The following is a 21,697-nucleotide window of genomic DNA, read 5'->3' as shown; positions in this document are numbered from 1 at the left end:
TTTACACTCCCATATACTTTAACACAAATAATATTATTACTATTGGTATTATTGATATCAATAACAAGCTATCAGACTTTTGCCAGTTTAATTGACGATAACTCGTTCGCTGTTTGTTTGTATCATAACCACGTACTTCCATTGCAATTGCTAAATCTTCAGCTCTTTGGAAAGCTGAGATAAATAAAGGAATTAACAAAGGTATAAACGCACTCACTCTATTGATTAATCCCCCTGAACTGATTTCAGAACCTCTTGATTTTTGTGCTAAGATAATTTTATCCAGTTCATTCATTAAAGTTGGAATAAAACGTAAAGCAATTGACATCATCATACTCAGTAAATGTACAGGTATTTTTATCAACTTTAATGGGTATAATAACCTTTCAAATGCATCAGTAAGATCTAAAGGACTTGTCGTTAAAGTCATAATTGTAGACACCATAATGATAAACATTAACCTCAAGACAATATAAATACCTTCTAAAATACCATGTGTATCAATTGAAATAAAACCGAATTCAAATATCCGTATACCACCTTTAGTTAAAAATAAATGCATTAAAAAGGTGAAAATCAGAAAAATCCATATTGGGGTTAACCCCTTAATTAAAAACCAAGCTTTTATATGAGCAGTTTTCATCATGGTTACAATGATTATAAATAACCATAAATAAGTAAAAAATGAATGTGCAAAAAATATTAATATAATAAATAAAAAGACAAAAATTAATTTTGCACGTGGATCACGACGATGTACAAAAGTGTCTAATGGAAGATAACGTCCTATAATAAACTTATCTCTCATTTTTTTGCCACTCCTTATACATCTCAGTGAATTCTGATTCGGTTAATGCAATACGGTCAAATTTAATTTGATGTTTTGCTTCAATGTCTCTCTGTAATTTAACGATGTCTGGAACATCCAAGTGCATGTCTTTAACATAGTCATTTGCATTAAACAATTTTCTTGGAGAACAGCTTTCAACTAATTTGCCCTGCTTAATAATTTTTACTTCATCAACATATTTTGCAACGTCATTCATTTCATGCGTGACTAATATGATTGTTTTATGTTGTTCAACTTGAAGTTTCTTTAACATTTCCATGATTTGATTTCTACTTTTAGGATCAAGACCCGCAGTGGGTTCATCTAATATGACAATATCTGGATCCATAGCTAAGATAGAAGTAATTGCTATTTTTCTCATTTGTCCTCCCGACATTTGGAAAGGCGATTGTTCAAGTATATCTCTATTAAAACCGAATTCGATTAATAATTGAAATGCCCGTACTTTTACTTCTTCAAGTGGCATATTAAAATTTTTAGGTCCAAATAATATTTCTCGTTCTACTGAGTCTTCAAACAGTTGTGATTCTGGAAACTGGAATACTACCCCTACACGTTTTCGTACTTGTTTTAAATACTTATCTTTAGTTTTATGTGTAATTTGGACATCATTGACCTCTAAAGAGCCATGTGAAGGTTTGAGTAGTCCATTAATATGCTGAATTAATGTAGACTTGCCTGAGCCTGTTTGACCAATTACTGCATAATACTTTCCTTGTTCAAAAGTGGTTACAATGTCTTTCAATGCAAGATGCTCATAAGGTGTTCCTTTTTGATAAACATAAGATACTTGATCAAATTTAACAGTCATAATTTGCTTACCAACCTTTCGTAAGAAATATAGTCAGTAACACCTAAGAGTTGTTGGCTCATTCTCATTGCAAACGGTAAATCTAAACCAATTTGTGTCAGTGCCGCTCCTTGATTAAAAATAACTTGAGGCAAACCCGCTTGATATAAGGAACCTTGGTTTAAAACAACTAAATGGTCCGCATCTATAGCTTCTGATAAATCATGAGTGATGGAAATGATTGTCACATCTTTTTCTTCTTTTAAACGGTGAATTAATGAAATTAATTCTGTTCTGCCTTCTGGATCTAACATAGATGTCGCTTCATCTAATATAATGATATCCGTATTTAATGCTAAGACACCTGCGATTGCGACACGCTGTTTTTGACCACCTGAAAGTGATTGCGGCTCATATGTGGCTCTATCCAACATATCTACATCCGCTAATGCTTTGGGTACAATTTCGTGCATCTTTTCGTAAGCTATCGCATTATTTTCTAAACCAAAAGCTACATCAAATTCTACAGTAGACCCTACAAATTGATTTTCTGGATTTTGAAATACAATTCCTATATGTTGTCTTAACTCATTTAAGTTATCATCATTGATGCTTATACCGTTCAAATAAATTTGGCCTTCAAAAGGTTTTTGAATGCCTATCATCAGTTTTGCTATCGTTGATTTACCTGAACCATTGTGGCCTACTATAGAGGTCCATTTACCTCTTGGTATGCTAAATGATACATCATTTAACGCAAGTGGTTCATCGCTATTATATTTAAAAGATACGTGATCAAATTTAATTATTTCTTCTGCTTGCGTTACCATGTCAGTTATCTCCTAAATCAAAAATATTAATCATATACTTAATCATTTTACATGAAAAATAATAAATAAGCACTTCTTCTTCACTAATTTTTCTTTAAAATCTCATTTATTGAGTCTTCAAAAAGATACCATTAAACATCTAAAGATTATATTTCACTATTAACAATTACTGATACCTAACAATAAACTTATATGAATTTATAAACAAATCGCTGATTAGCTAGAACTGCTCATGTCTCCACTCCGTGAAGGCATTCCTTATCTTCTTCGAATTAAGGCTCAGTGGTTCGCTATTGCTTTGCAATTGCATAAGTCTAAAGCAGTTCTCTAAGCTTTGCTTAGCTAGAACTACTTATGCATTCACTCCGTGAAGGCATTCCTTATCTTCTTCGAATTAAGGCTTAGCGGTTCGCTATTGCTTTGCAATTGCATAAGCCTAAAGCAGTTCTCTAAGCTTTGCTTAGCTAGATCTACTTATGCATTTACTCCGTAAAGGCATTCCTTATCTTCTTCGAATTAAGGCTTAGCGGTTCGCTATTGCTTTGCAATTGCATAAGCCCCCCTAAATTCTTCGAATTAAGGCTTAGCGGTTCGCTATTGCTTTGCAATTGCATAAGCCCCCCTAAATTCTTCGAATTAAGGGGGGCTAACAAAAAAAAGCGCGCACCCCATCATATTTGAGTTCACGCTTTAAAATTTATTAAGTTTGATGGGGTACTCTGAGCTAGACAATATTTGTATGTGGCAAACATTATCGTTGCACTCATTTGCTTTATACATAGTAGTATGTGTATTTAAATTAAACTAATTCTATAATTACTGATTCAGCACCGTCACCACGACGAGGGCCTACTTTAAGGATACGAGTGTAACCGCCTTGACGTTCTGTATAACGTTCAGCAATTTCACCAAATAATTTTTGAAGTGCAGTTTGTGTTGTTTCATCTTCATTTAAGATTTCAACATTACGTAAAGTTTTAGCAGCTTGACGACGAGATGCTAAATCTCCTTTTTTACCTAAAGTGATTAATTTTTCAACAACACTACGTAATTCTTTTGCACGTGCTTCTGTAGTTTCAACACGCTCACTTACAATAAGTGAAGTAGCTAAGTCACGTAACATCGCTTTACGTTGATCAGATGTACGTCCTAATTTTCTGTAACCCATGAGTTAACCTCCTTTATATTAATCTTCTTTTCTAAGACCTAAACCTAGATCTTCAAGTTTATATTTAACTTCTTCTAATGATTTACGTCCTAAATTGCGCACTTTCATCATATCTGCTTCAGATTTATCAGCTAATTCTTGAACAGAATTAATACCTGCGCGTTTCAAACAGTTATATGAACGTACAGATAGGTCTAATTCTTCAATAGACATTTCAAGTACTTTTTCTTTTTGATCTTCTTCTTTTTCAATCATGATTTCAGCATTTTGAGCTTCATCAGTTAATCCAACGAAGATGTTCAAATGTTCAGTTAAGATTTTTGCCGCTAGAGAAACAGACTCTTGTGGCGTAATAGAACCATTAGTCCAAACATCTAAAGTTAATTTATCAAAATCACTACTTTGACCTACACGTGTGTTTTCTACAGTATAGTTAACACGTTCTACTGGTGAATATAGTGAATCCACTGGAATTACACCAATTGGTAAATCACTAGTGTTATTTTGTTCTGCTAATGCGTAACCTCTACCCTTATTAGCAACAAGACGGATTTTTAAATGTCCACCTTTAGATACTGTTGCGATCTTAATCTCAGGATTTAAAATCTCTACATCACTATCATGTGTGATGTCACTTGCAGTAACTTCGCCTTCATCTTTTACATCAATCTCTAATGTTTTATCTTCTTCAGAATAAATTTTCAATGCTAGTTTTTTGATGTTCATGATAATTGTTGAAACATCTTCTACAACATTATCTATTGCTGAGAATTCATGTAATACACCTTCGATTTCGATGTACTTAACGGCTGCACCTGGTAATGAAGATAGTAGGATACGACGTAAGGAGTTTCCTAGTGTAGTACCGTAGCCACGTTCTAGTGGTTCAACAACGAACTTACCGAATTTAGCATCTTCACTAATTTCAATTGTTTCAATTCTAGGTTTTTCGATTTCAATCATTTACAAATATCCTCCTTGATTACGTCGACTTGAATTGTACTGTGTTTCTCAGTGACTTGCGACAATAACGATAATATTATACGCGACGACGTTTTGGTGGACGACAACCATTATGTGGTACTGGAGTAACGTCACGGATTGCAGTTACATCTAATCCAGCTGATTGTAATGCACGGATCGCTGATTCACGACCTGGGCCAGGACCTTTAACTGTAACTTCAACAGTTTTCAAACCATGTTCCATAGCTGCTTTAGCTGCAGTTTCTGATGCCATTTGTGCTGCGAATGGTGTTGATTTTTTTGATCCTTTAAATCCAAGTGCACCTGCTGATGACCATGATAAAGCATTACCAAATTCATCAGTAATAGTTACGATTGTATTATTGAATGTTGAGCGGATATGTGCTACACCATTCTCAATATTCTTTTTCACTCTACGTTTACGAGATACTTGTTTACGTGCCATTTAAAATTTGCCTCCTTTACCTATTATTTTTTCTTGTTAGCTACAGTTTTAACTGGGCCTTTACGAGTACGAGCATTGTTTTTTGTTTTTTGTCCGCGTACTGGTAATCCACGACGGTGACGGATACCACGGTATGATGAGATTTCCATTAAACGTTTAATGTTTAAGTTTTGCTCACGACGTAAGTCACCTTCTACTTTATAATTGTCGATAACTTCACGGATACGACCTAATTCGTCATCAGTTAAGTCTTTAACGCGTGTATCTGCAGATACATTTGCTTCTTCAACAATTTTTTGAGCTGTAGTAGTACCGATACCATATACATAAGTTAACGAAATAACAATACGTTTTTCACGTGGAATATCTACTCCTGCTATACGTGCCATAATTATTTACACCTCTCTTTATTAACCTTGTCTTTGTTTGTGTTTTGGATTGCTACAAATTACCATTACTTTACCTTTACGTTTAATGACTTTACATTTTTCGCAAATTGGTTTTACTGATGGTCTTACTTTCATTTTAATACCTCCCTATATTATGGAGTGACGATTATTTATAACGATACGTAATTCTTCCGCGTGTTAAATCATACGGAGACATTTCTACAGTTACTTTGTCGCCAGGTAGAATTCGAATATAATTCATTCTGATTTTACCACTAACGTGAGCTAAAATCTCATGACCATTTTCTAATTCTACTTTAAACATTGCATTTGGTAAAGTATCTAATACTGTACCTTCTAATTCAATAACATCTTGCTTAGCCATTTATTAACTTCCCCCTTTTTACAATAGTTGGTTATCGTCTAAGATCAACTCTAACCCTACGAGTCTATAAGTGTTGTTAATAAGTTCAACAAAATTAAAATGAATTACTATATCGCATTGTCACTCTTTTTCGTTTATACTCTTGGCATTACATAGACCGTACAAAGTTGATACTATTTTAGATTCTCAAGAATATCGATTACGTTTGAAGTAACCTCGTTAATATCTTTTGAACCATCAATGTTTTTCAATACATTTTCATTATCATAGTATTCTAGGATTGGCTTAGATTGTTTCACATTGACATTTAAACGATTTGCAACTGTCTCTGGGTTGTCATCTTCACGTTGGTATAATTTACCACCGTCAATATCACAAATGCCATCAACTTTTGGAGGATTGAATACAAGATGATAAGTGTGCCCGCATTTTTCGCAAATTCTACGACCAGTAAGGCGGTTCATTAATTCTTCTTCAGGTACCTCTATATTGATAACAGCATCAATTTTTCTATCTAATTCTTGCATGATTTCACTTAATGCTTTTGCTTGTTCAATAGTACGAGGAAAGCCGTCAAGTAAGAATCCTTTTTTTGCATCGTCTTCAGAAATTCTTTCTTTTACGATGCCCACAGTAACTTCATCAGGGACTAATTCTCCACGATCCATGTATGATTTAGCTTCTTTGCCTAAATCCGTTTCATCTTTAATCGCTTTTCTGAACATGTCTCCAGTAGATATGTGTGGAATTGGGAATTTCTTAACAATTTCACTCGCTTGAGTTCCTTTACCTGCGCCAGGTAAACCCATTAAAATGATATTCATAAGTGCCCTCCTACAATTTATCTACCACCAAAGCCTCTATAATCTTTTTGACTCACTTGAGCTTCAAGACTCTTCATTGTTTCAATCGCAACACCAATTACGATAAGTAGACTTGTACCACCGACTTGAATCGATTGTGGTAAGTCCATCACCTTAGTAGCAATGATTGGTAGTATAGCAACGACAGCTAAGAATATTGATCCTACAAAGGTCAATCTGTAGAGAACTTTAGTAATATATTTTTTTGTTTGTTCGCCAGGTCTAATACCCGGAACATAACTTCCTTGTTTTTTAAGGTTATCAGACATCTTTTCAGGATTGACTTGTACAAATGCATAGAAATATGCAAATGCAATAATAAGGATTACATAAACAATCATCCCTATATTATTCGATGGATTTGCAACGTCAGATACTTTTTGCGCCCAACTTGCATCAGGGAAGAACAAAGTTAATGTTCTTGGTAATAAGAAGAACGCCATTGCAAAGATGACTGGGATAACCCCTGCAGAGTTAACTTTCAAAGGTAAATATGTTGCTTGTGAACCTAATCGTTGTGCAGACTGTTTTTTCGCATATTGAATTGGTATTTTTCTAATAGCTTGTAGTACGAATATTGCACCAACTGTTAGCAATATCATTCCAACAATTAACCCAATAACTTTTAACCATGCTAAAGTTGTGTCATCTTGTCCTACAAAGGACTGTTGGTAAAACTGGATTAATGATGAAGGTAATGAAGATAAAATACCTCCAAAGATAATGATGGAAATACCATTACCAACACCGAATTGAGTGATTTGTTCACCTATCCAAATTAAAAACGCTGTTCCAGCTGTTAATACAACAGCTATTGTCAGGTAGCTTATTACGGACTGATCCATAATAAGTTGACCTTGTAAATAATTATTAAATTGGAACGCCATTCCTATTGATTGGATAAAAGCAAGTACAATCGCAAAATAACGGGTTACGTTATTAAGTTTCTTTCTACCTGCATCACCTTGTTTTGCCCACTCTGAAAACTTTGGAACAATATCCATTTGTAATAACTGCATCACAATTGATGCAGTAATATATGGCATTATACCCATGGCAAAGATAGAAAAGTTCTGCAAGGCTCCGCCACCAAACGTATTCAGTAAGTCAGTGACACCTTGAGAACCTTGTTGACTGTCAAAAGCAGCTGGATTTACGCCAGGTGCTGGAATATAAGTACCTATTTTAAAAATAACTAACATTGCGAGCGTAAAAAAGATCTTGTTACGAACTTCTTTTGTAGTAAAGAAGCTCACAAGCGTTTGAAACATTAGATCACCTCGTGTGCTCCGCCTTTAGCATCAATAGCTTCTGCTGCAGAAGCAGAGAATTTGTTAGCTTTCACTGTTAACTTCTTGTCAAGTGAACCATTGCCTAGTACTTTAATACCAGATTTTTCACTTTTAACTACACCAGATTCTACTAATAAAGCAGGAGTTACTTCAGTACCATCCTCAAATTTATTAAGTTGGTCTAAGTTAACAATAGCATATTCTTTGCGGTTAATGTTAGTAAAACCTCGTTTTGGTAAACGGCGGAATAAAGGTAATTGTCCACCTTCAAATCCTGGTCTGATACTACCACCTGAACGCGCTTTTTGTCCTTTTTGTCCACGGCCACTAGTTTTACCGTTACCAGTAGCTGCACCACGACCTACGCGGTTACGAACTTTACGAGAACCTTCTGCTGGTTTTAACTCATGTAATTTCATTTCGGCACCTCCTTAATTATTTTTCTTCTACTGTCACTAAGTGACTTACTTTGTTGATTTGCCCACGAATAGCAGGGTTATCTTCAACAACTACTGAAGAGTTTGTTTTTTTCAAACCTAAAGCTTCAACAGTTTTACGTTGTGTTTCTGGACGACCTATAACACTACGAGTGAGGGTAATTTGTAATTTAGCCATAACTTATTTTCCCTCCTTAATTATATAATTCTTCTACTGACTTGCCACGTAATTTCGCAACTTGTTCAGCATTTTTAAGGTTTTGTAATCCATTAATTGTTGCACGCACCATGTTGATTGGTGTGTTTGAACCTAAAGATTTACTTAAGATATCAGTGATACCTGCTAGTTCTAACACCGCACGAACAGGACCACCCGCAATAACACCAGTACCAGGTGCAGCTGGTTTCATTAATACACTACCTGAACTGAATTGTCCAGTAATCATGTGAGGAGTTGTACCTTCGACACGTGGAACTTCAACTAAGTTTTTCTTAGCTGCTTCAACTGCTTTTTTGATTGCTTCAGGTACCTCTTGTGCTTTACCAGTACCGAATCCAACGCGACCGTTTTTATCTCCAACTACTACTAAAGCGCTGAAACGGAAACTACGACCACCTTTTACAACTTTTGCAACACGATTAATTGTAACAACGCGTTCTTCAAATTCTTTCGCTTCTTCTCTACGAGCCATGTAAATGTCCCTCCTTTAAATTAAAATTCTAAACCATTTTCACGAGCTGCTTCTGCTAATGCTTTAACACGTCCGTGATATAAATATCCTCCGCGGTCAAATACAATTGTTTTTACGCCTTTTTCATTTGCTCTTTTAGCAATTGTTTCGCCGACTTTAGCTGATAAATCAACTTTAGATCCAGTTTCATTAGCTAGATCTTTTTCTTGTGTTGAAGCTTGTGCTAATGTTTTGCCATTAACATCATCGATAACTTGTGCATAAATGTGTTTGTTTGAACGATAAACATTTAGACGTGGTTTTTCAGCAGTGCCAGACAATTTGTTACGGACACGTGCATGTCTTTTCAAACGCACTTTGTTTTTATCAATTTTGCTGATCATTTTATTACTCCTTTCTTCTGAAAGTTATTTATTATTTACCAGTTTTACCTTCTTTACGGCGAACGTATTCACCTTGGTAACGGATTCCTTTACCTTTGTAAGGTTCTGGAGGTCTTACTGAACGGATGTTTGATGCAATCGCTCCAACTTGTTCTTTTGAAATACCTTCTACAGTTACTGTAGTGTTTTTATCAACACCGAAAGTGATTCCATCTTCAGCTTTAAATTCAACTGGATGTGAGTATCCAACGTTTAATACTAGGTCATTACCTTGCATTTGAGCACGGTAACCAACACCTACAAGCTCAAGTGTTTTTTTATAGCCATCTTTAACACCTAGAATCATATTATTAATCAAAGCACGAGTTGTACCATGAACTGTTCTATCATTTTGAGAATCAGTTGGTCTAACAACTTCTAATGTGTTTTCATCTTGCTTATATGTCATTCTTTCATTCATTGTTTGTGATAATTCGCCTTTTGGACCTTTAACAGAAACTGTATTTCCTTCGATAGTTACTGTAACGTCGCTAGGGATGTCAATAATTTTTTTACCAACACGACTCATGTTATCGCACCTCCTTGTTATTAATTATTACCAAACGTAACCTAAGATTTCTCCACCAATATTACGTTTTCTTGCTTCTTTATCAGTGATTACACCTTCAGAAGTAGAAACTAATGCAATACCTAAACCATTTAATACTTTAGGTACTTCGTTTGCTTTAGCATAAACACGTAAACCTGGTTTTGAGATACGTTTTAATCCAGTGATAACACGTTCATTGTTTTGACCATATTTAAGGAATAAACGGATAACCCCTTGTTTATCGTCTTCAACGTATTCTACGTTTTTAATGAAACCTTCACTTTTTAATATTTCAGCAATTTCTTTTTTAATATTTGATGCAGGTAATTCTAACTTATCGTGACGCACCATGTTTGCGTTTCTTACACGAGTTAGCATATCTGCAATTGGATCGTTGATTGTCATTGAATGTTGCCTCCTTTCAGACTTTTTTCTATTACCAGCTAGCTTTACGAACGCCAGGGATTTGGCCTTTATAAGCTAATTCACGGAAACAAATACGGCATAATTTAAATTTACGATATACAGAATGTGGACGACCACAACGTTCACAACGCGTATATTCACGTACTTGGAACTTTTGTTTTTTTTGTTGCTTAGCAACCATTGAACTTTTAGCCACTTAATTAGCCTCCTTTAGAGATTATTTTTGAAATGGCATACCGAATTGTGTTAACAATTCACGAGCTTCCTCGTCAGTGTTAGCAGTTGTTACGATAACGATATCCATTCCTCGTATTTTACTTACTCGGTCGTAGTCGATTTCAGGGAAAATTAATTGTTCTTTAACACCTAAAGTGTAGTTACCTCTACCGTCAAATGCAGATTTTGATACACCACGGAAGTCACGAACACGTGGAAGTGATACCGCAATTAATTTATCTAAAAAGTCATACATTCTTTCACCGCGTAAAGTTACTTTAGCACCGATTGGCATACCTTCACGCAAACGGAATGTAGCGACAGATTTTTTCGCTTTAGTTACTAATGGTTTTTGACCAGTGATAGCTTGTAATTCTTCTACAGCATCATCTAATACTTTAGAGTTTTGTACAGCATCACCAACACCCATGTTTACTACAATTTTTTCTATTTTTGGTACTTCCATTACAGAACTATAGTTGAATTTTTTTACTAAGTCCGTTGTAACTTCAGTATTAAATTTTTCTTTTAAACGATTCACAGTGGATCCTCCTTTCAATTAATTATTCATTATTAGATTTAATTTCTTCGCCAGATTTTTTTGCAATTCTAACTTTTTTACCGTCTTCGAATTTGTAACCTACACGAGTAGGTTCATTCGTTTTAGGGTCTAATAATTGTACATTAGAAACATGGATTGCTGCCTCTGTTTCTAAGATTCCACCTTCAGGATTAAATTGAGTTGGTTTTTGGTGTTTTTTAATAGTGTTAACACCTTCCACAACGACACGGTCTTTTTTAGGTTCAGTAGCTACTACTTTACCTTCTTTACCTTTGTCTTTACCTGCGATAACTTTTACGTTGTCACCTTTTTTGATATGCATGTGTGGCACCTCCTTAAATTTATATATTTATAAATAGTTTATTAAAGTACTTCTGGAGCTAATGATACAATTTTCATGAAATTACCTTCACGTAATTCACGCGCAACTGGTCCAAAAATACGAGTACCACGTGGGCCTTTGTCGTCACGAATGATGACACATGCATTTTCATCAAATTTGATATATGAACCGTCATTACGACGTACACCTGATTTAGTACGTACAACAACAGCTTTAACTACTTCACCTTTTTTGACAACGCCGCCTGGTGTAGCATGTTTAACAGTAACGACGATTACGTCACCAATGTTCGCTGTTTTACGACCAGATCCACCTAATACTTTAACTGTAAGTACTTCACGTGCACCAGAGTTATCTGCTACTTTTAATCGTGTTTCTTGTTGGATCATGAGTTAAACCTCCTTTATCTTCACTGTTTATTAAATAATTACTGATTCTTCAACAATATCTACTAAACGGAAACGCTTAGTTGCTGATAAAGGACGTGTTTCTTGAATCTTAACGATGTCCCCTAATTTAGCTGAGTTGTTTTCATCATGTGTTTTGTATTTTTTAGAGTATTTTACTCGTTTGCCATATAGTTTGTGTGTTTTGTATGTTTCAACAAGTACAGTTACTGTTTTATCCATTTTATCGGAAACGACTCTACCTACATAAACTTTACGATCATTTCTTTCGCTCACTTTAGTAACCTCCTCTTTCAATTTGATTATTGATTAGCCTTACCTTGTTCAATTTCTCTTTCACGAGCAACAGTTTTTAGACGTGCAATCGTTTTTCTTACTGTACGAATACGTGCAGTTTCCTCTAATTGTCCTGTAGCTAACTGAAAGCGTAGGTTAAAAAGCTCCTCTTTTGAAGATTTGATTTGTTCTTCGATTTCAGAAGTGGTTAAGTCTCTAATTTCCTTAGCTTTCATTTGTTTCACCACCCAATTCTTCACGTTTTACAAACTTAGTTTTAACTGGAAGTTTGTGACTAGCTAAACGTAATGCTTCACGCGCAACTTCTTCGTTTACGCCTGCAACTTCAAATAAAATTCTACCTGGTTTTGCAACAGCAATCCAGCCTTCAACGGCACCTTTACCAGCACCCATACGAACTTCTAAAGGTTTTTTAGTGTAAGGTGTGTGTGGGAAGATTTTGATCCAAACTTTCCCGCCACGTTTCATATAACGAGTCATTGCAATACGAGCTGATTCGATTTGACGAGATGTGATCCAAGACGTTGTAGTTGCTTGTAAACCATACTCACCAAATGTTACATAGTTACCGCCTTTAGAACGACCAGTTGTTTTAGGACGATGTTGACGACGATATTTAACACGTTTTGGTAGTAACATTATTATTTTCCTCCTTCACTAGTGTTCTTAGTAGGAAGAACTTCTCCACGATAAATCCACACTTTGACACCTAACTTACCATAAGTTGTGTCTGCTTCTGCGTGTGCATAGCCTATGTCAGCACGTAGTGTATGAAGTGGAACAGTTCCTTCTGAATATTGTTCTGCACGAGCGATATCAGCACCAGCTAAACGACCAGATACTTGTGTTTTGATACCTTTAGCGCCTTGTTTCATCGCTCTTGTAATAGCTTGTTTTTGTACACGACGGAAAGATGCACGATTTTCTAATTGACGCGCAATGTTTTCCGCTACCAATTTAGCATCTAAATCTACTTTTTTGATTTCAATTACGTTGATGTGTACTTTTTTATTTGTTAATGAATTTAATTTGTTACGAAGTTTTTCTATTTCTGAACCGCCTTTACCGATTACCATACCAGGTTTACCAGTGTGAATAGCGATGTTGATACGATTAGCAGCACGTTCAATTTCTACATGAGAAACTGAAGCTTCACTTAATGCGTTATCAATAAACTTACGGATTTTTAAATCTTCGTGTAATAATGATGCGAAGTCTTTTTCTGCATACCATTTAGCTTCCCAATCACGGATTACACCGACACGAAGTCCAATTGGATTAATTTTTTGACCCACAGTGTTCCCTCCTTAAGATTTTATTAAGCTTCTTTAGCTTCTTCTTTACCGTCACTTACGACGATTGTAATGTGGCTTGTACGTTTGTTAATCGCACTTGCACTACCTTGTGCACGTGGACGGAAACGTTTTAAAGTTGGTCCTTCATTAGCATAAGCTTCTTTAACTATTAACTCATCTGTGTTCATGTCATAGTTATGTTCTGCATTAGCTAAAGCGGACATTAATAATTTCTCAATTACTGGTGATGAAGCCTTGTTTGTTAATTTCAAAATCGCTATCGCTTCACCAGCGCTTTTGCCTCTAATTAGATCTAATACTAATCTAACTTTACGAGGTGCGATTCTTATTGTTTTAGCAACCGCTTTTGCTTCCATTCCAATTTCCTCCTCTACCTGTTAGATATTATCTTCTTGTTTTTTTATCGTCTGCAACGTGACCTTTAAATGTACGTGTTGGTGCAAACTCTCCAAGTTTATGACCAACCATATCTTCTGTTACAAATACAGGCACATGTTTACGTCCATCATATACAGCGAATGTATGTCCGATGAAATCAGGGAAAATAGTTGAACGACGTGACCAAGTTTTGATTACTTGTTTTTTCTCGCTTCCGCTTTGAGCTTCAACCTTTTTCATTAGGTGATCGTCAACGAAAGGTCCTTTTTTAATACTACGAGCCATAGTGGCGCCTCCCTTCTTATTATGTGCGTGCAGCGGTTAAGCCGCACACCCAAATAAGTTATTTTTATTTTTTCTTACGTCCACGAACGATAAGTTTATCTGATGATTTTTTACCGCGACGTGTTTTCTTACCAAGTGTTGGTTTGCCCCAAGGTGACATTGGAGAAGGCATACCGATTGGTGCGCGTCCTTCACCACCACCGTGTGGGTGATCGTTAGGGTTCATTACAGAACCACGAACTGTCGGACGGATACCTTTCCATCTTGAACGTCCAGCTTTACCAACGTTAACAAGTTCGTGTTGGATATTACCAACTTGTCCAATAGTAGCACGGCAAGTTGAAAGAATCATACGTACTTCGCCAGATCTTAATCTGATTAATACATATTTACCTTCTTTACCTAATACTTGTGCACTTGCACCAGCAGAACGAGCGATTTGTCCACCTCTACCAGGTTTCAACTCGATGTTATGAATAACAGTACCTACTGGAATATTTTGTAGTGGTAGTGCATTACCTACTTTAATATCTGCTTCTGCACCACTTTCAAGTGTTTGACCTACTTTTAAGTTTTTAGGTGCAATAATATAACGTTTTTCTCCATCAGCGTAAAATAACAATGCGATATTTGCTGAACGGTTTGGATCATATTGAATTGAATCAACTTTTGCTTGGATACCATCTTTGTTACGTTTGAAATCAATTACACGATATTGACGTTTGTGTCCACCGCCATGATGGCGTACAGTCAATTTACCTTGATGATTTCGTCCCGCTCTTTTCGGTAGCGGTTGTAATAGTGACTTTTCAGGAGTAGTTTTCGTAATTTCAGCGAAATCTAAACTAGTCATATTACGACGACCGTTAGTAATTGGCTTATATTTTTTTAGAGCCATTGTCGTTTACCTCCTTATTGGTAATTTTTTAGTTAAATAGATCGATTGATCCTTCTTTTAATTTAACGATTGCTACGCGTCGTTTGTTTGTATAGCCTTGGTAACGGCCCATACGTTTTTTCTTTGGTTTGTAGTTAATAATATTCACATTATCAACTTTTACATCAAAGATTTCTTCTACAGCGATTTTTACTTGTGTTTTATTCGCACGAGTATCAACATCGAATGTATATTTGTCTTCAGCCATTGCAACTGAAGATTTTTCAGTGATTACGGGGCGCTTAAGAACGTCTCTTGCTTCCATTATCCGAGCACCTCCTCAACTTTTTTAGCAGCTGCTTCTGTGATTACGACACTGTCAGCGCTTGTTAAATCTAGAACGTTTAAACCTTGTGCAGTTGTTACTTGAACACCTGGGATGTTACGTGCTGAAAGTGCAACATTTACATCTTCAGATTCAGTGATTACTAACACTTTTGTAGGTTGTTCTAAGTTAGAAAGTACAGTTTTGAATTCTTTTGTTTTCGGAGTTTCAAAACTTAATGTATCTACAATTGTTAAGCTATTTTCTTGTGCTTTGAAAGATAATGCTGAGCGTAAAGCTAAACGACGCATTTTCTTAGGCATTTTGTAAGCATAGCTTCTTGGTGTTGGTCCGAATACGATACCACCACCACGCCATTGTGGCGCACGAATAGTACCTTGACGCGCACGTCCTGTACCTTTTTGTCTCCATGGTTTACGTCCACCACCACGTACTGCTGAACGGTTCTTAACAGCATGTGTACCTTGGCGTAATGAAGCACGTTGTAAATTAATTGCTTCAAAAAGAACGTTGTTGTTTGGTTCGATTGCAAATACTGCATCGCTTAATTCAACTGAACCTGATTTAGTTCCATCTACTTTTAATACATCATAATTTGCCATTATGCATTTCCTCCTTTCGCTCTATAATTATTTATTACCTTTAATTGATGAAGAAATTTCTAAGAATCCTTTTTTCGGACCTGGTACGTTACCTTTTACTAAGATAACTTTGTTTTCAGCGTCAACTTGAACTACTTCTAAGTTTTGGACTGTTACTGTGTTTCCACCCATACGTCCTGGCATTTTTTGTCCTTTGAAAACTTTTGAAGCATCAGATGCCATACCTACTGAACCAGGTGATCTATGGAAATGAGAACCATGTGACATTGGTCCACGTGCTTGGTTATGGCGCTTGATAGCACCTTGGAATCCTTTACCTTTAGATACGCCAGTTACATCGATGATGTCACCAGCTTCAAATGTTTCAACTGAGACTTCTTGACCTACTTCGTATTCATCAACATTGACGTTTCTGAATTCACGAATGAAGCGCTTAGGTGCTGAGCTCGCTTTTTTAGCGTGACCTTCAGCTGGCTTATTAGCATATTTACTTGATTTGCTTCCTTTTTTGTAAGCTGCTTTATCAGCATAACCTACTTGGATTGCATTATAGCCATCTACTTCTTCAGTTTTCTTTTGTAATACTACGTTTTCACTAGCTTCTACTACTGTTACAGGGATTAAATCACCGTTTTCTCCGAAAACTTGTGTCATCCCGATTTTTCTTCCTAAGATTCCTTTGGTCATCGAAAGTCCACCTCCTAAATTTTTCTATTATAATTTGATTTCGATGTCTACACCAGATGGTAAGTTTAAGCCCATAAGAGCATCTACTGTTTTAGGTGTAGGGTTAACAATATCGATTAAGCGTTTATGTGTACGTTGTTCGAATTGTTCACGTGAATCTTTATACTTATGCACGGCACGAATTACAGTGTAAACTGATCTTTCAGTCGGTAACGGAATTGGTCCAGAAACATCTGCACCAGAACGTTTTGCTGTTTCAACAATTTTTTCTGCAGATTGATCGATAACTCTGTGATCATAAGCTTTTAATCTGATTCTGATTTTTTGTTTTGCCATAATTTTCCCTCCTTATTCGTCTACATTTAAGTGATAGACTTCTCCACGAAAACTATCTCACACAGCGCCATGGCAAAGCGGCCGGGTGTGTCAGTAACCTTTCGCTTCATCGCGTGTTCTTAAAGTCCAACATTAGATATGTTACATGAAAAGCAGTGATTTATCAAGCTTTTCTGCAAAAGTTTTTACTATTTGCCTAACACATACCTTGTTATTATACTTGAACTACTTATTCAGTTCAACCTCTTTTCGGAAATTTTTGATGTTTGTAATTTTAATTGATTATTTGTTCTTTTTTATTTCTATTTCATTTATTTCGTTTATACTATTATTTAGTTAGGAGTGAATATTAATGAAAAGTGGTATTCGTACAACGCTTATAATTTTGAGTTTAATATTAATTGTTGGTGAGTTTATATATGGTATTCCGTTTTTAGGTGGGAGTATTATTTTTAGTTTTGGTTGGCAACCTTTATTAATCAATGCATTGCTCTACTTTGTAATCGTGATTATATTAGTCGTCGATAAACAAAATTCTATTAAACCAATGTTAGTGATTCCTTTATTAGGTGTTTTCGGTTCCTTTTTAGCATTTGTACCTTTTGTTGGTATGATTGTGCATTGGATTTTATTCTTTTTAATGTTGTTCTTTGTGTTAATTATTTTTTCGACACCACTTTATGTTCCAAATAAACATGCAAAAGTTGTTTATACACAACACAAACAAGAGAATAAGAAGTTTTAAAAATATATAGTTATGATAGCTATATTATAATGAAGAAACACATCCTTTTTTATAAAATTTTTATTAGTAATAAGTGCTTACAAAAAAATCCTTTTGCTGCGATACGAAACGCTGCAAAAGGATTTTTATTTAGCCGTGAACAAATACAAAATATAATATAAACAATATCATTAAAGCATACATGATTGGGTGGACTTCTTTATGTCTTTTAGAAATCAACATAGTGATTGGATAAAAGATGAAACCACAAGCAATACCAGTTGCGATTGAATAAGATAATGGCATCATAATGATCGTGATAAATGCCGGTACGGCAACTTCGAATTTTTTCCAATCTATTTCCGCAAAATTGGCAGCCATCAACACACCCACGACTACAAGCGCTGGCGTAGTCACTGCACTTGTTACTACTTCCATTAAAGGACTAAAAAATATCGCTAATAGGAAACAAAAACCTGTAACAACACTAGCAAATCCAGTACGCGCCCCTACAGCGACACCTGAAGTAGATTCAATATAGGAAGTTGTTGTTGTCGTACCAAAAATTGAACCAACTATCGTTGCTAATGAATCAGAAAATAATGCGCGTCCAGCTCTCGGTAATTTATTATTCTTCATCATACCTGCTTGTGTTGCTACTGCAACAAGTGTACCTGCGGTATCGAAGAAATCTATAAATAAAAACGTTAAAATTACAATTAAAAATTGCACAGTGAACAACTGACCGGGATCTTTGAATGCTTCAAAAGCGGCTCCAAAAGTAGGTTCAATACTTGGTACTTTGCCTACAATGCCACTTGGTGTATGTATTAATCCTGTAAGCATACCTAAAATAGATGTTAGTACCATACCAATAAATATAGCACCAGGTACTCTAACAGCATACAGAATCACTGTTATTATAATTCCAAATATTGTTAACAATACTGGACCATCAGTTATATGACCCAAAGTCACTAATGTAGAATCATTATTAGTAATAATTCCTGAGCTTTGTAATCCTACAAAGGTAATAAACAAACCTATACCCGCTGAAACCGCCATTTTCATTTGATAGGGTATTGCATTAATAATGGTCTCTCTTAAACCTGTCATAGTCAGTATTGCAAAAACTACACCAGAGAATAACACACCAGTCAAACCTACTTGCCATGGAATTCCCATTGTTAACACCACTGTAAATGCGAAAAACGCATTTAAGCCCATACCGGGTGCTAAGGCAATTGGATACCTAGCTATCAAGCCCATGAATAACGAACCAACAAACGCTGCTAGTGCTGTAGCAACAAAAATAGCACCTTGATCCATTTTCATATTTTCTGAAACACCTTTTACGCCTGCTAAACTTAGTACTTGAGGGTTGACAGCTAAGATATATGCCATTGACAAGAAAGTTGTAAGCCCACCAAGTATCTCTTTCTTATAGTTTGTTTTATGTTTTTCAAACTTGAAATACTTTTTCACGGTTTAGTTCTCCTTTTTTTAAAATACCTACACATTCTAATACCAATTTCATTATTTTACAATAGCAAACACGAACTTCTTGTCAAAATTAATGCTATTCGTTCGATTAATTTAAAATTTCAAACCTTTTAACGCATCTTGAAATGGATTGTTCTCTAAGCCATCATTGTTATTCATATATTTTTTTAAATCTTTTTTGTTTACTTTATCTGATTTTTTATTTTTATGACGTTTATCCATTTGTGCTTGTGTTTCAGTATGTCCGCACACACAACGATATACTGCTTCTTTTCCTTTTCCAAACAACATCATTTTTTTATGGCAATTTGGACAACGCGCATTGGTTTTTCTTTGAATATTCTTTTTAGTTTTACATTTCGGATCCTGACAAACCAGCATTTGTCCATTTTTAGTTTTAACTTTAATCATAAATTTGCCACATGTAGGACATTCCGTTGTGGTTAAATTATCGTGTTTATAATTCTGTTCGCTTTCTTTTATTTCACTGACAACTTCATGTGTGAAATTTTTCATCTCAGATATAAATTGATTGGCATTATATTTACCTTGTTCTATTAAAGATAGTTTTTCTTCCCACTCAGCAGTTAATAGCGGAGATGTTAATTTTTGTGGTGCAAGCTCTAGTATTTGTTTTCCTTTAGAGGTAACTTTGATTTTACCGTCACGTGATTCGATTGCATTCATATTAAATAATTTTTCAATGATATCTGCTCTAGTCGCAACTGTTCCAATTCCACCTGTTTCTTTTAATGTTTCATTATATTTTTTATTGTTTAATTTAAAGAATTTTTGTGGGCTTTCCATCGCTTTTAATAATGTACCTTCATTAAAATATGAAGGTGGCGTTGTTTCATGGTGCTCAATTTTAGCTTGTGTGATATGCAATTTGGATGATTTTGTTAATTTTTCTATTTGCTCGTTTACTGATGCTTCAGTTTCATAAATCGCCTTAAACCCTAATTTTTTAGTAATTTTATCTTTAAATTCGAATTTATATTTCCCACTTACAATTTGGATTGATACAGCCTCGTATTCGTGTGGGGGCATAAGATTTTCTAAAAATCTTTGAGCAATCATCAGATAAATTTTTGTTTCACGTTGGGTTAGTTGATTCATATCTGGACGTACTTCTGTTGGAATAATTGCATGGTGGTCTGATACTTTTTGATTATTTATAAATTTTTCATTTATTGAAAAAGATTGTGTTAATTGTTTTTTTGCAATTTCTTTTAACGATGTGCCCATGATAGCTTGTATTCTATCTTTTAGTGTATTTACCATATCATCAGTTAAATAATTAGAATCTGTTCGTGGGTATGTTACTAGTTTATGTCTTTCATACAACGTCTGTAAAACATTCAATGTTTCTTTTGGACCATAGTGATAACGTTTGTATGCCTCTTGTTGCAAGTCTGTTAAACTGAACAGTTTAGGTGCATAGGACTTTTTATGTTTTTTATTTATACTTTCAATCAAACCGTCTTTCTCACTGATTTCACTTTTTATCTTTTCAAAAACTGATTTATCATTATTTGACTCTGGCGTCACACATTGGAATGTAAGCCCCCCAGCAACAATATTCATTTTAAAATAAGTTTGTGGAGAAAAGTGATTAATTTCGTTTTGTCTCATTTGAACGAGTTGTATCGTCGGTGTCTGAACTCTACCGAGAGACAATTGTGCATCATATTTCGTAGTTAATGCACGCGTCGCATTGATACCAACAATCCAGTCTGCCTCACTTCGAGCAAGTGCTGCATAATATAAATTGTTAAATTTACGACCATCTTGTAATTTTGAAAAGCCATCTTTAATTGCTTTTTTTGTTACTGAACTAATCCACAACCTTTTAATCGGTTTCTTATTATGAGATTTATCCAAAATTAAACGCGCAACAAGTTCACCTTCTCTACCGGCATCTGTTGCGATAATAATATCTTTTGTGTTTTTGTTATTGATTAATGATTGTACAATAGAAAATTGTTTTTTGGTCTTACTTATGACAACCGTCTTCATACGGTTAGGTATAATAGGGAGATCGTTAAGTTTCCATTCTTTATAATTATTATCATATTGTTCTGGCGTAGCATTTGTAACTAAATGCCCCAATGCCCAAGTCACAATATATTTATTATTTTCAAAGTAACCATTACGTTTATCATTTATATTCAATGCTTGCGCAATATCTCTACCTACAGAAGGTTTTTCTGCAATAATGAGTGATTTCATAATTTCGTCCTTTCAGTTCAATGATATTCTTATTGTAACATGTATATAGCACATCAAAACTTC

The 21,697-nt window shown here is 35.1% G+C and carries 35 protein-coding genes; 1 reads left to right on the top strand and 34 read right to left on the bottom strand.

Annotated features, from left to right (window positions below; all coding sequences use genetic code 11):
• Window position 1 precedes the first annotated feature (1 nt).
• From CD150_RS05385 to rpsJ, 32 genes are all read right to left on the bottom strand, one after another.
• The gene (locus CD150_RS05385; RefSeq protein ID WP_073343781.1) at window positions 2-808 is read right to left on the bottom strand and encodes an energy-coupling factor transporter transmembrane component T family protein; all 807 of its coding nucleotides are present in this window, start codon (window positions 806-808) and stop codon (window positions 2-4) included.
• Window positions 798-1,661 (bottom strand): energy-coupling factor transporter ATPase, encoded by an 864-nt coding sequence (locus CD150_RS05380; protein WP_046208414.1) that lies wholly within the window; start codon window positions 1,659-1,661, stop codon window positions 798-800. Before CD150_RS05380 ends, CD150_RS05385 begins: the two co-directional genes overlap by 11 nt.
• Entirely contained in the window at window positions 1,658-2,470 is an 813-nt protein-coding gene (locus CD150_RS05375) for an energy-coupling factor transporter ATPase (RefSeq protein WP_073343787.1), read from the bottom strand. The genes CD150_RS05380 and CD150_RS05375 overlap by 4 nt, the downstream gene beginning before the upstream one ends.
• A gap of 799 nt (window positions 2,471-3,269) precedes the next feature.
• Complete coding sequence (gene rplQ / locus CD150_RS05370) at window positions 3,270-3,638, bottom strand: 50S ribosomal protein L17 (protein ID WP_046208416.1); 369 nt, start codon at window positions 3,636-3,638, stop codon at window positions 3,270-3,272.
• Window positions 3,639-3,656: 18 nt separating this feature from the next.
• Window positions 3,657-4,601, bottom strand: coding sequence for a DNA-directed RNA polymerase subunit alpha (locus tag CD150_RS05365; protein WP_019468661.1), 945 nt, complete (start codon window positions 4,599-4,601; stop codon window positions 3,657-3,659).
• Window positions 4,602-4,677: 76 nt separating this feature from the next.
• Entirely contained in the window at window positions 4,678-5,067 is a 390-nt protein-coding gene (gene rpsK, locus CD150_RS05360) for a 30S ribosomal protein S11 (protein WP_019468660.1), read from the bottom strand.
• A 23-nt stretch (window positions 5,068-5,090) separates the two neighbouring features.
• Window positions 5,091-5,456, bottom strand: coding sequence for a 30S ribosomal protein S13 (gene rpsM / locus CD150_RS05355; RefSeq protein WP_046208417.1), 366 nt, complete (start codon window positions 5,454-5,456; stop codon window positions 5,091-5,093).
• Between the two features lie 21 nt (window positions 5,457-5,477).
• Complete coding sequence (rpmJ, locus tag CD150_RS05350; protein WP_002482634.1) at window positions 5,478-5,591, bottom strand: 50S ribosomal protein L36; 114 nt, start codon at window positions 5,589-5,591, stop codon at window positions 5,478-5,480.
• 31 nt (window positions 5,592-5,622) lie between these two features.
• The gene (infA, locus tag CD150_RS05345) at window positions 5,623-5,841 is read right to left on the bottom strand and encodes a translation initiation factor IF-1 (protein WP_001118443.1); all 219 of its coding nucleotides are present in this window, start codon (window positions 5,839-5,841) and stop codon (window positions 5,623-5,625) included.
• A gap of 173 nt (window positions 5,842-6,014) precedes the next feature.
• Window positions 6,015-6,665 carry an adenylate kinase gene (locus CD150_RS05340; RefSeq protein WP_019468658.1) on the bottom strand — a complete coding sequence of 217 codons (651 nt, stop codon included), beginning with the start codon at window positions 6,663-6,665 and terminating at the stop codon, window positions 6,015-6,017.
• A gap of 17 nt (window positions 6,666-6,682) precedes the next feature.
• Complete coding sequence (secY, locus tag CD150_RS05335; RefSeq protein WP_046208418.1) at window positions 6,683-7,975, bottom strand: preprotein translocase subunit SecY; 1,293 nt, start codon at window positions 7,973-7,975, stop codon at window positions 6,683-6,685.
• A complete protein-coding gene (gene rplO / locus CD150_RS05330) occupies window positions 7,975-8,415 on the bottom strand; it encodes a 50S ribosomal protein L15 (RefSeq protein WP_046208824.1) in 441 nt (146 codons plus the stop codon). The genes secY and rplO overlap by 1 nt, the downstream gene beginning before the upstream one ends.
• 16 nt (window positions 8,416-8,431) lie before the next feature.
• Window positions 8,432-8,611, bottom strand: a complete 180-nt coding sequence (rpmD, locus tag CD150_RS05325; protein WP_002482630.1) for a 50S ribosomal protein L30 — start codon at window positions 8,609-8,611, stop codon at window positions 8,432-8,434.
• Between the two features lie 16 nt (window positions 8,612-8,627).
• On the bottom strand, window positions 8,628-9,125 hold the full coding sequence (gene rpsE / locus CD150_RS05320) for a 30S ribosomal protein S5 (RefSeq protein WP_019468655.1): 498 nt from the start codon (window positions 9,123-9,125) through the stop codon (window positions 8,628-8,630).
• A gap of 20 nt (window positions 9,126-9,145) precedes the next feature.
• Entirely contained in the window at window positions 9,146-9,508 is a 363-nt protein-coding gene (rplR, locus tag CD150_RS05315) for a 50S ribosomal protein L18 (RefSeq protein ID WP_046208420.1), read from the bottom strand.
• Window positions 9,509-9,539: 31 nt separating this feature from the next.
• On the bottom strand, window positions 9,540-10,076 hold the full coding sequence (gene rplF, locus CD150_RS05310) for a 50S ribosomal protein L6 (RefSeq protein WP_019468653.1): 537 nt from the start codon (window positions 10,074-10,076) through the stop codon (window positions 9,540-9,542).
• A 27-nt stretch (window positions 10,077-10,103) separates the two neighbouring features.
• Window positions 10,104-10,502, bottom strand: a complete 399-nt coding sequence (rpsH, locus tag CD150_RS05305) for a 30S ribosomal protein S8 (protein ID WP_019468652.1) — start codon at window positions 10,500-10,502, stop codon at window positions 10,104-10,106.
• Between the two features lie 31 nt (window positions 10,503-10,533).
• Window positions 10,534-10,719 (bottom strand): type Z 30S ribosomal protein S14, encoded by a 186-nt coding sequence (locus tag CD150_RS05300; protein ID WP_046208421.1) that lies wholly within the window; start codon window positions 10,717-10,719, stop codon window positions 10,534-10,536.
• Between the two features lie 21 nt (window positions 10,720-10,740).
• Entirely contained in the window at window positions 10,741-11,280 is a 540-nt protein-coding gene (rplE, locus tag CD150_RS05295) for a 50S ribosomal protein L5 (RefSeq protein WP_046208422.1), read from the bottom strand.
• Window positions 11,281-11,302: 22 nt separating this feature from the next.
• Entirely contained in the window at window positions 11,303-11,623 is a 321-nt protein-coding gene (gene rplX, locus CD150_RS05290; RefSeq protein ID WP_040029978.1) for a 50S ribosomal protein L24, read from the bottom strand.
• A gap of 41 nt (window positions 11,624-11,664) precedes the next feature.
• A complete protein-coding gene (gene rplN / locus CD150_RS05285) occupies window positions 11,665-12,033 on the bottom strand; it encodes a 50S ribosomal protein L14 (RefSeq protein WP_019468649.1) in 369 nt (122 codons plus the stop codon).
• A gap of 30 nt (window positions 12,034-12,063) precedes the next feature.
• A complete protein-coding gene (rpsQ, locus tag CD150_RS05280) occupies window positions 12,064-12,327 on the bottom strand; it encodes a 30S ribosomal protein S17 (protein ID WP_019468648.1) in 264 nt (87 codons plus the stop codon).
• 26 nt (window positions 12,328-12,353) lie between these two features.
• Entirely contained in the window at window positions 12,354-12,563 is a 210-nt protein-coding gene (gene rpmC, locus CD150_RS05275) for a 50S ribosomal protein L29 (RefSeq protein ID WP_002482620.1), read from the bottom strand.
• Window positions 12,553-12,987, bottom strand: a complete 435-nt coding sequence (gene rplP, locus CD150_RS05270; protein ID WP_019468647.1) for a 50S ribosomal protein L16 — start codon at window positions 12,985-12,987, stop codon at window positions 12,553-12,555. Before rplP ends, rpmC begins: the two co-directional genes overlap by 11 nt.
• Window positions 12,988-12,989: 2 nt before the next feature.
• A complete protein-coding gene (gene rpsC / locus CD150_RS05265) occupies window positions 12,990-13,643 on the bottom strand; it encodes a 30S ribosomal protein S3 (RefSeq protein WP_019468646.1) in 654 nt (217 codons plus the stop codon).
• A gap of 23 nt (window positions 13,644-13,666) precedes the next feature.
• Window positions 13,667-14,020 (bottom strand): 50S ribosomal protein L22, encoded by a 354-nt coding sequence (rplV, locus tag CD150_RS05260; RefSeq protein WP_019468645.1) that lies wholly within the window; start codon window positions 14,018-14,020, stop codon window positions 13,667-13,669.
• 28 nt (window positions 14,021-14,048) lie between these two features.
• Window positions 14,049-14,327: a 30S ribosomal protein S19 gene (rpsS, locus tag CD150_RS05255; protein WP_019468644.1), complete on the bottom strand. Its 279-nt coding sequence runs from the start codon at window positions 14,325-14,327 to the stop codon at window positions 14,049-14,051.
• A gap of 64 nt (window positions 14,328-14,391) precedes the next feature.
• Window positions 14,392-15,225, bottom strand: a complete 834-nt coding sequence (rplB, locus tag CD150_RS05250; RefSeq protein ID WP_046208423.1) for a 50S ribosomal protein L2 — start codon at window positions 15,223-15,225, stop codon at window positions 14,392-14,394.
• Window positions 15,226-15,253: 28 nt separating this feature from the next.
• Window positions 15,254-15,529 carry a 50S ribosomal protein L23 gene (gene rplW, locus CD150_RS05245; protein ID WP_046208424.1) on the bottom strand — a complete coding sequence of 92 codons (276 nt, stop codon included), beginning with the start codon at window positions 15,527-15,529 and terminating at the stop codon, window positions 15,254-15,256.
• Window positions 15,529-16,152: a 50S ribosomal protein L4 gene (gene rplD / locus CD150_RS05240; protein WP_046208425.1), complete on the bottom strand. Its 624-nt coding sequence runs from the start codon at window positions 16,150-16,152 to the stop codon at window positions 15,529-15,531. Before rplD ends, rplW begins: the two co-directional genes overlap by 1 nt.
• 27 nt (window positions 16,153-16,179) lie before the next feature.
• Complete coding sequence (gene rplC, locus CD150_RS05235; protein ID WP_046208426.1) at window positions 16,180-16,839, bottom strand: 50S ribosomal protein L3; 660 nt, start codon at window positions 16,837-16,839, stop codon at window positions 16,180-16,182.
• A gap of 27 nt (window positions 16,840-16,866) precedes the next feature.
• Window positions 16,867-17,175, bottom strand: coding sequence for a 30S ribosomal protein S10 (rpsJ, locus tag CD150_RS05230; RefSeq protein WP_002482611.1), 309 nt, complete (start codon window positions 17,173-17,175; stop codon window positions 16,867-16,869).
• Between the two features lie 352 nt (window positions 17,176-17,527).
• On the opposite strand from rpsJ, the gene CD150_RS05225 reads away from it, so the two are divergent.
• Complete coding sequence (locus CD150_RS05225) at window positions 17,528-17,920, top strand: hypothetical protein (protein WP_046208427.1); 393 nt, start codon at window positions 17,528-17,530, stop codon at window positions 17,918-17,920.
• A gap of 129 nt (window positions 17,921-18,049) precedes the next feature.
• Here the strand turns inward: CD150_RS05225 and CD150_RS05220 are convergent, their stop codons facing one another.
• Window positions 18,050-19,384, bottom strand: a complete 1,335-nt coding sequence (locus CD150_RS05220; RefSeq protein ID WP_046208428.1) for an NCS2 family permease — start codon at window positions 19,382-19,384, stop codon at window positions 18,050-18,052.
• A gap of 111 nt (window positions 19,385-19,495) precedes the next feature.
• A complete protein-coding gene (locus CD150_RS05215) occupies window positions 19,496-21,634 on the bottom strand; it encodes a DNA topoisomerase III (protein WP_103161409.1) in 2,139 nt (712 codons plus the stop codon).
• Window positions 21,635-21,697: the final 63 nt, after the last annotated feature.

The organism is Staphylococcus ureilyticus (assembly GCF_002902235.1).
In the GTDB taxonomy this organism is placed as follows: domain Bacteria; phylum Bacillota; class Bacilli; order Staphylococcales; family Staphylococcaceae; genus Staphylococcus; species Staphylococcus ureilyticus.
Note: the sequence above shows the minus strand (reverse complement) of the source record. Positions and strands in the feature narration are given on the sequence as shown.

Bases quoted from the DNA above. Each gene is read 5' to 3' on its own strand.
- rpsE (WP_019468655.1), bottom strand. From the start codon at position 9,125: ATGGCTCGTAGAGAAGAAGCGAAAGAATTTGAAGAACGCGTTGTTACA.
- rplC (WP_046208426.1), bottom strand. From the start codon at position 16,839: ATGACCAAAGGAATCTTAGGAAGAAAAATCGGGATGACACAAGTTTTC.
- rpmD (WP_002482630.1), bottom strand. From the start codon at position 8,611: ATGGCTAAATTACAAATTACCCTCACTCGTAGTGTTATAGGTCGTCCA.
- rplD (WP_046208425.1), bottom strand. From the start codon at position 16,152: ATGGCAAATTATGATGTATTAAAAGTAGATGGAACTAAATCAGGTTCA.
- rpsK (WP_019468660.1), bottom strand. From the start codon at position 5,067: ATGGCACGTAAACAAGTATCTCGTAAACGTAGAGTGAAAAAGAATATT.
- rplW (WP_046208424.1), bottom strand. From the start codon at position 15,529: ATGGAAGCAAGAGACGTTCTTAAGCGCCCCGTAATCACTGAAAAATCT.
- rplV (WP_019468645.1), bottom strand. From the start codon at position 14,020: ATGGAAGCAAAAGCGGTTGCTAAAACAATAAGAATCGCACCTCGTAAA.
- CD150_RS05375 (WP_073343787.1), bottom strand. From the start codon at position 2,470: ATGGTAACGCAAGCAGAAGAAATAATTAAATTTGATCACGTATCTTTT.
- rpsM (WP_046208417.1), bottom strand. From the start codon at position 5,456: ATGGCACGTATAGCAGGAGTAGATATTCCACGTGAAAAACGTATTGTT.
- rpmC (WP_002482620.1), bottom strand. From the start codon at position 12,563: ATGAAAGCTAAGGAAATTAGAGACTTAACCACTTCTGAAATCGAAGAA.
- CD150_RS05340 (WP_019468658.1), bottom strand. From the start codon at position 6,665: ATGAATATCATTTTAATGGGTTTACCTGGCGCAGGTAAAGGAACTCAA.
- rplB (WP_046208423.1), bottom strand. From the start codon at position 15,225: ATGGCTCTAAAAAAATATAAGCCAATTACTAACGGTCGTCGTAATATG.
- CD150_RS05225 (WP_046208427.1), top strand. From the start codon at position 17,528: ATGAAAAGTGGTATTCGTACAACGCTTATAATTTTGAGTTTAATATTA.
- CD150_RS05215 (WP_103161409.1), bottom strand. From the start codon at position 21,634: ATGAAATCACTCATTATTGCAGAAAAACCTTCTGTAGGTAGAGATATT.
- rpsH (WP_019468652.1), bottom strand. From the start codon at position 10,502: ATGACAATCAACGATCCAATTGCAGATATGCTAACTCGTGTAAGAAAC.
- rpmJ (WP_002482634.1), bottom strand. From the start codon at position 5,591: ATGAAAGTAAGACCATCAGTAAAACCAATTTGCGAAAAATGTAAAGTC.
- rplO (WP_046208824.1), bottom strand. From the start codon at position 8,415: ATGAAATTACATGAGTTAAAACCAGCAGAAGGTTCTCGTAAAGTTCGT.
- rplF (WP_019468653.1), bottom strand. From the start codon at position 10,076: ATGAGTCGTGTTGGTAAAAAAATTATTGACATCCCTAGCGACGTTACA.
- CD150_RS05365 (WP_019468661.1), bottom strand. From the start codon at position 4,601: ATGATTGAAATCGAAAAACCTAGAATTGAAACAATTGAAATTAGTGAA.
- CD150_RS05385 (WP_073343781.1), bottom strand. From the start codon at position 808: ATGAGAGATAAGTTTATTATAGGACGTTATCTTCCATTAGACACTTTT.
- rplR (WP_046208420.1), bottom strand. From the start codon at position 9,508: ATGATCAGCAAAATTGATAAAAACAAAGTGCGTTTGAAAAGACATGCA.
- CD150_RS05380 (WP_046208414.1), bottom strand. From the start codon at position 1,661: ATGACTGTTAAATTTGATCAAGTATCTTATGTTTATCAAAAAGGAACA.
- rpsJ (WP_002482611.1), bottom strand. From the start codon at position 17,175: ATGGCAAAACAAAAAATCAGAATCAGATTAAAAGCTTATGATCACAGA.
- infA (WP_001118443.1), bottom strand. From the start codon at position 5,841: ATGGCTAAGCAAGATGTTATTGAATTAGAAGGTACAGTATTAGATACT.
- rplP (WP_019468647.1), bottom strand. From the start codon at position 12,987: ATGTTACTACCAAAACGTGTTAAATATCGTCGTCAACATCGTCCTAAA.
- rplN (WP_019468649.1), bottom strand. From the start codon at position 12,033: ATGATCCAACAAGAAACACGATTAAAAGTAGCAGATAACTCTGGTGCA.
- rplX (WP_040029978.1), bottom strand. From the start codon at position 11,623: ATGCATATCAAAAAAGGTGACAACGTAAAAGTTATCGCAGGTAAAGAC.
- secY (WP_046208418.1), bottom strand. From the start codon at position 7,975: ATGTTTCAAACGCTTGTGAGCTTCTTTACTACAAAAGAAGTTCGTAAC.
- rpsS (WP_019468644.1), bottom strand. From the start codon at position 14,327: ATGGCTCGTAGTATTAAAAAAGGACCTTTCGTTGACGATCACCTAATG.
- rplQ (WP_046208416.1), bottom strand. From the start codon at position 3,638: ATGGGTTACAGAAAATTAGGACGTACATCTGATCAACGTAAAGCGATG.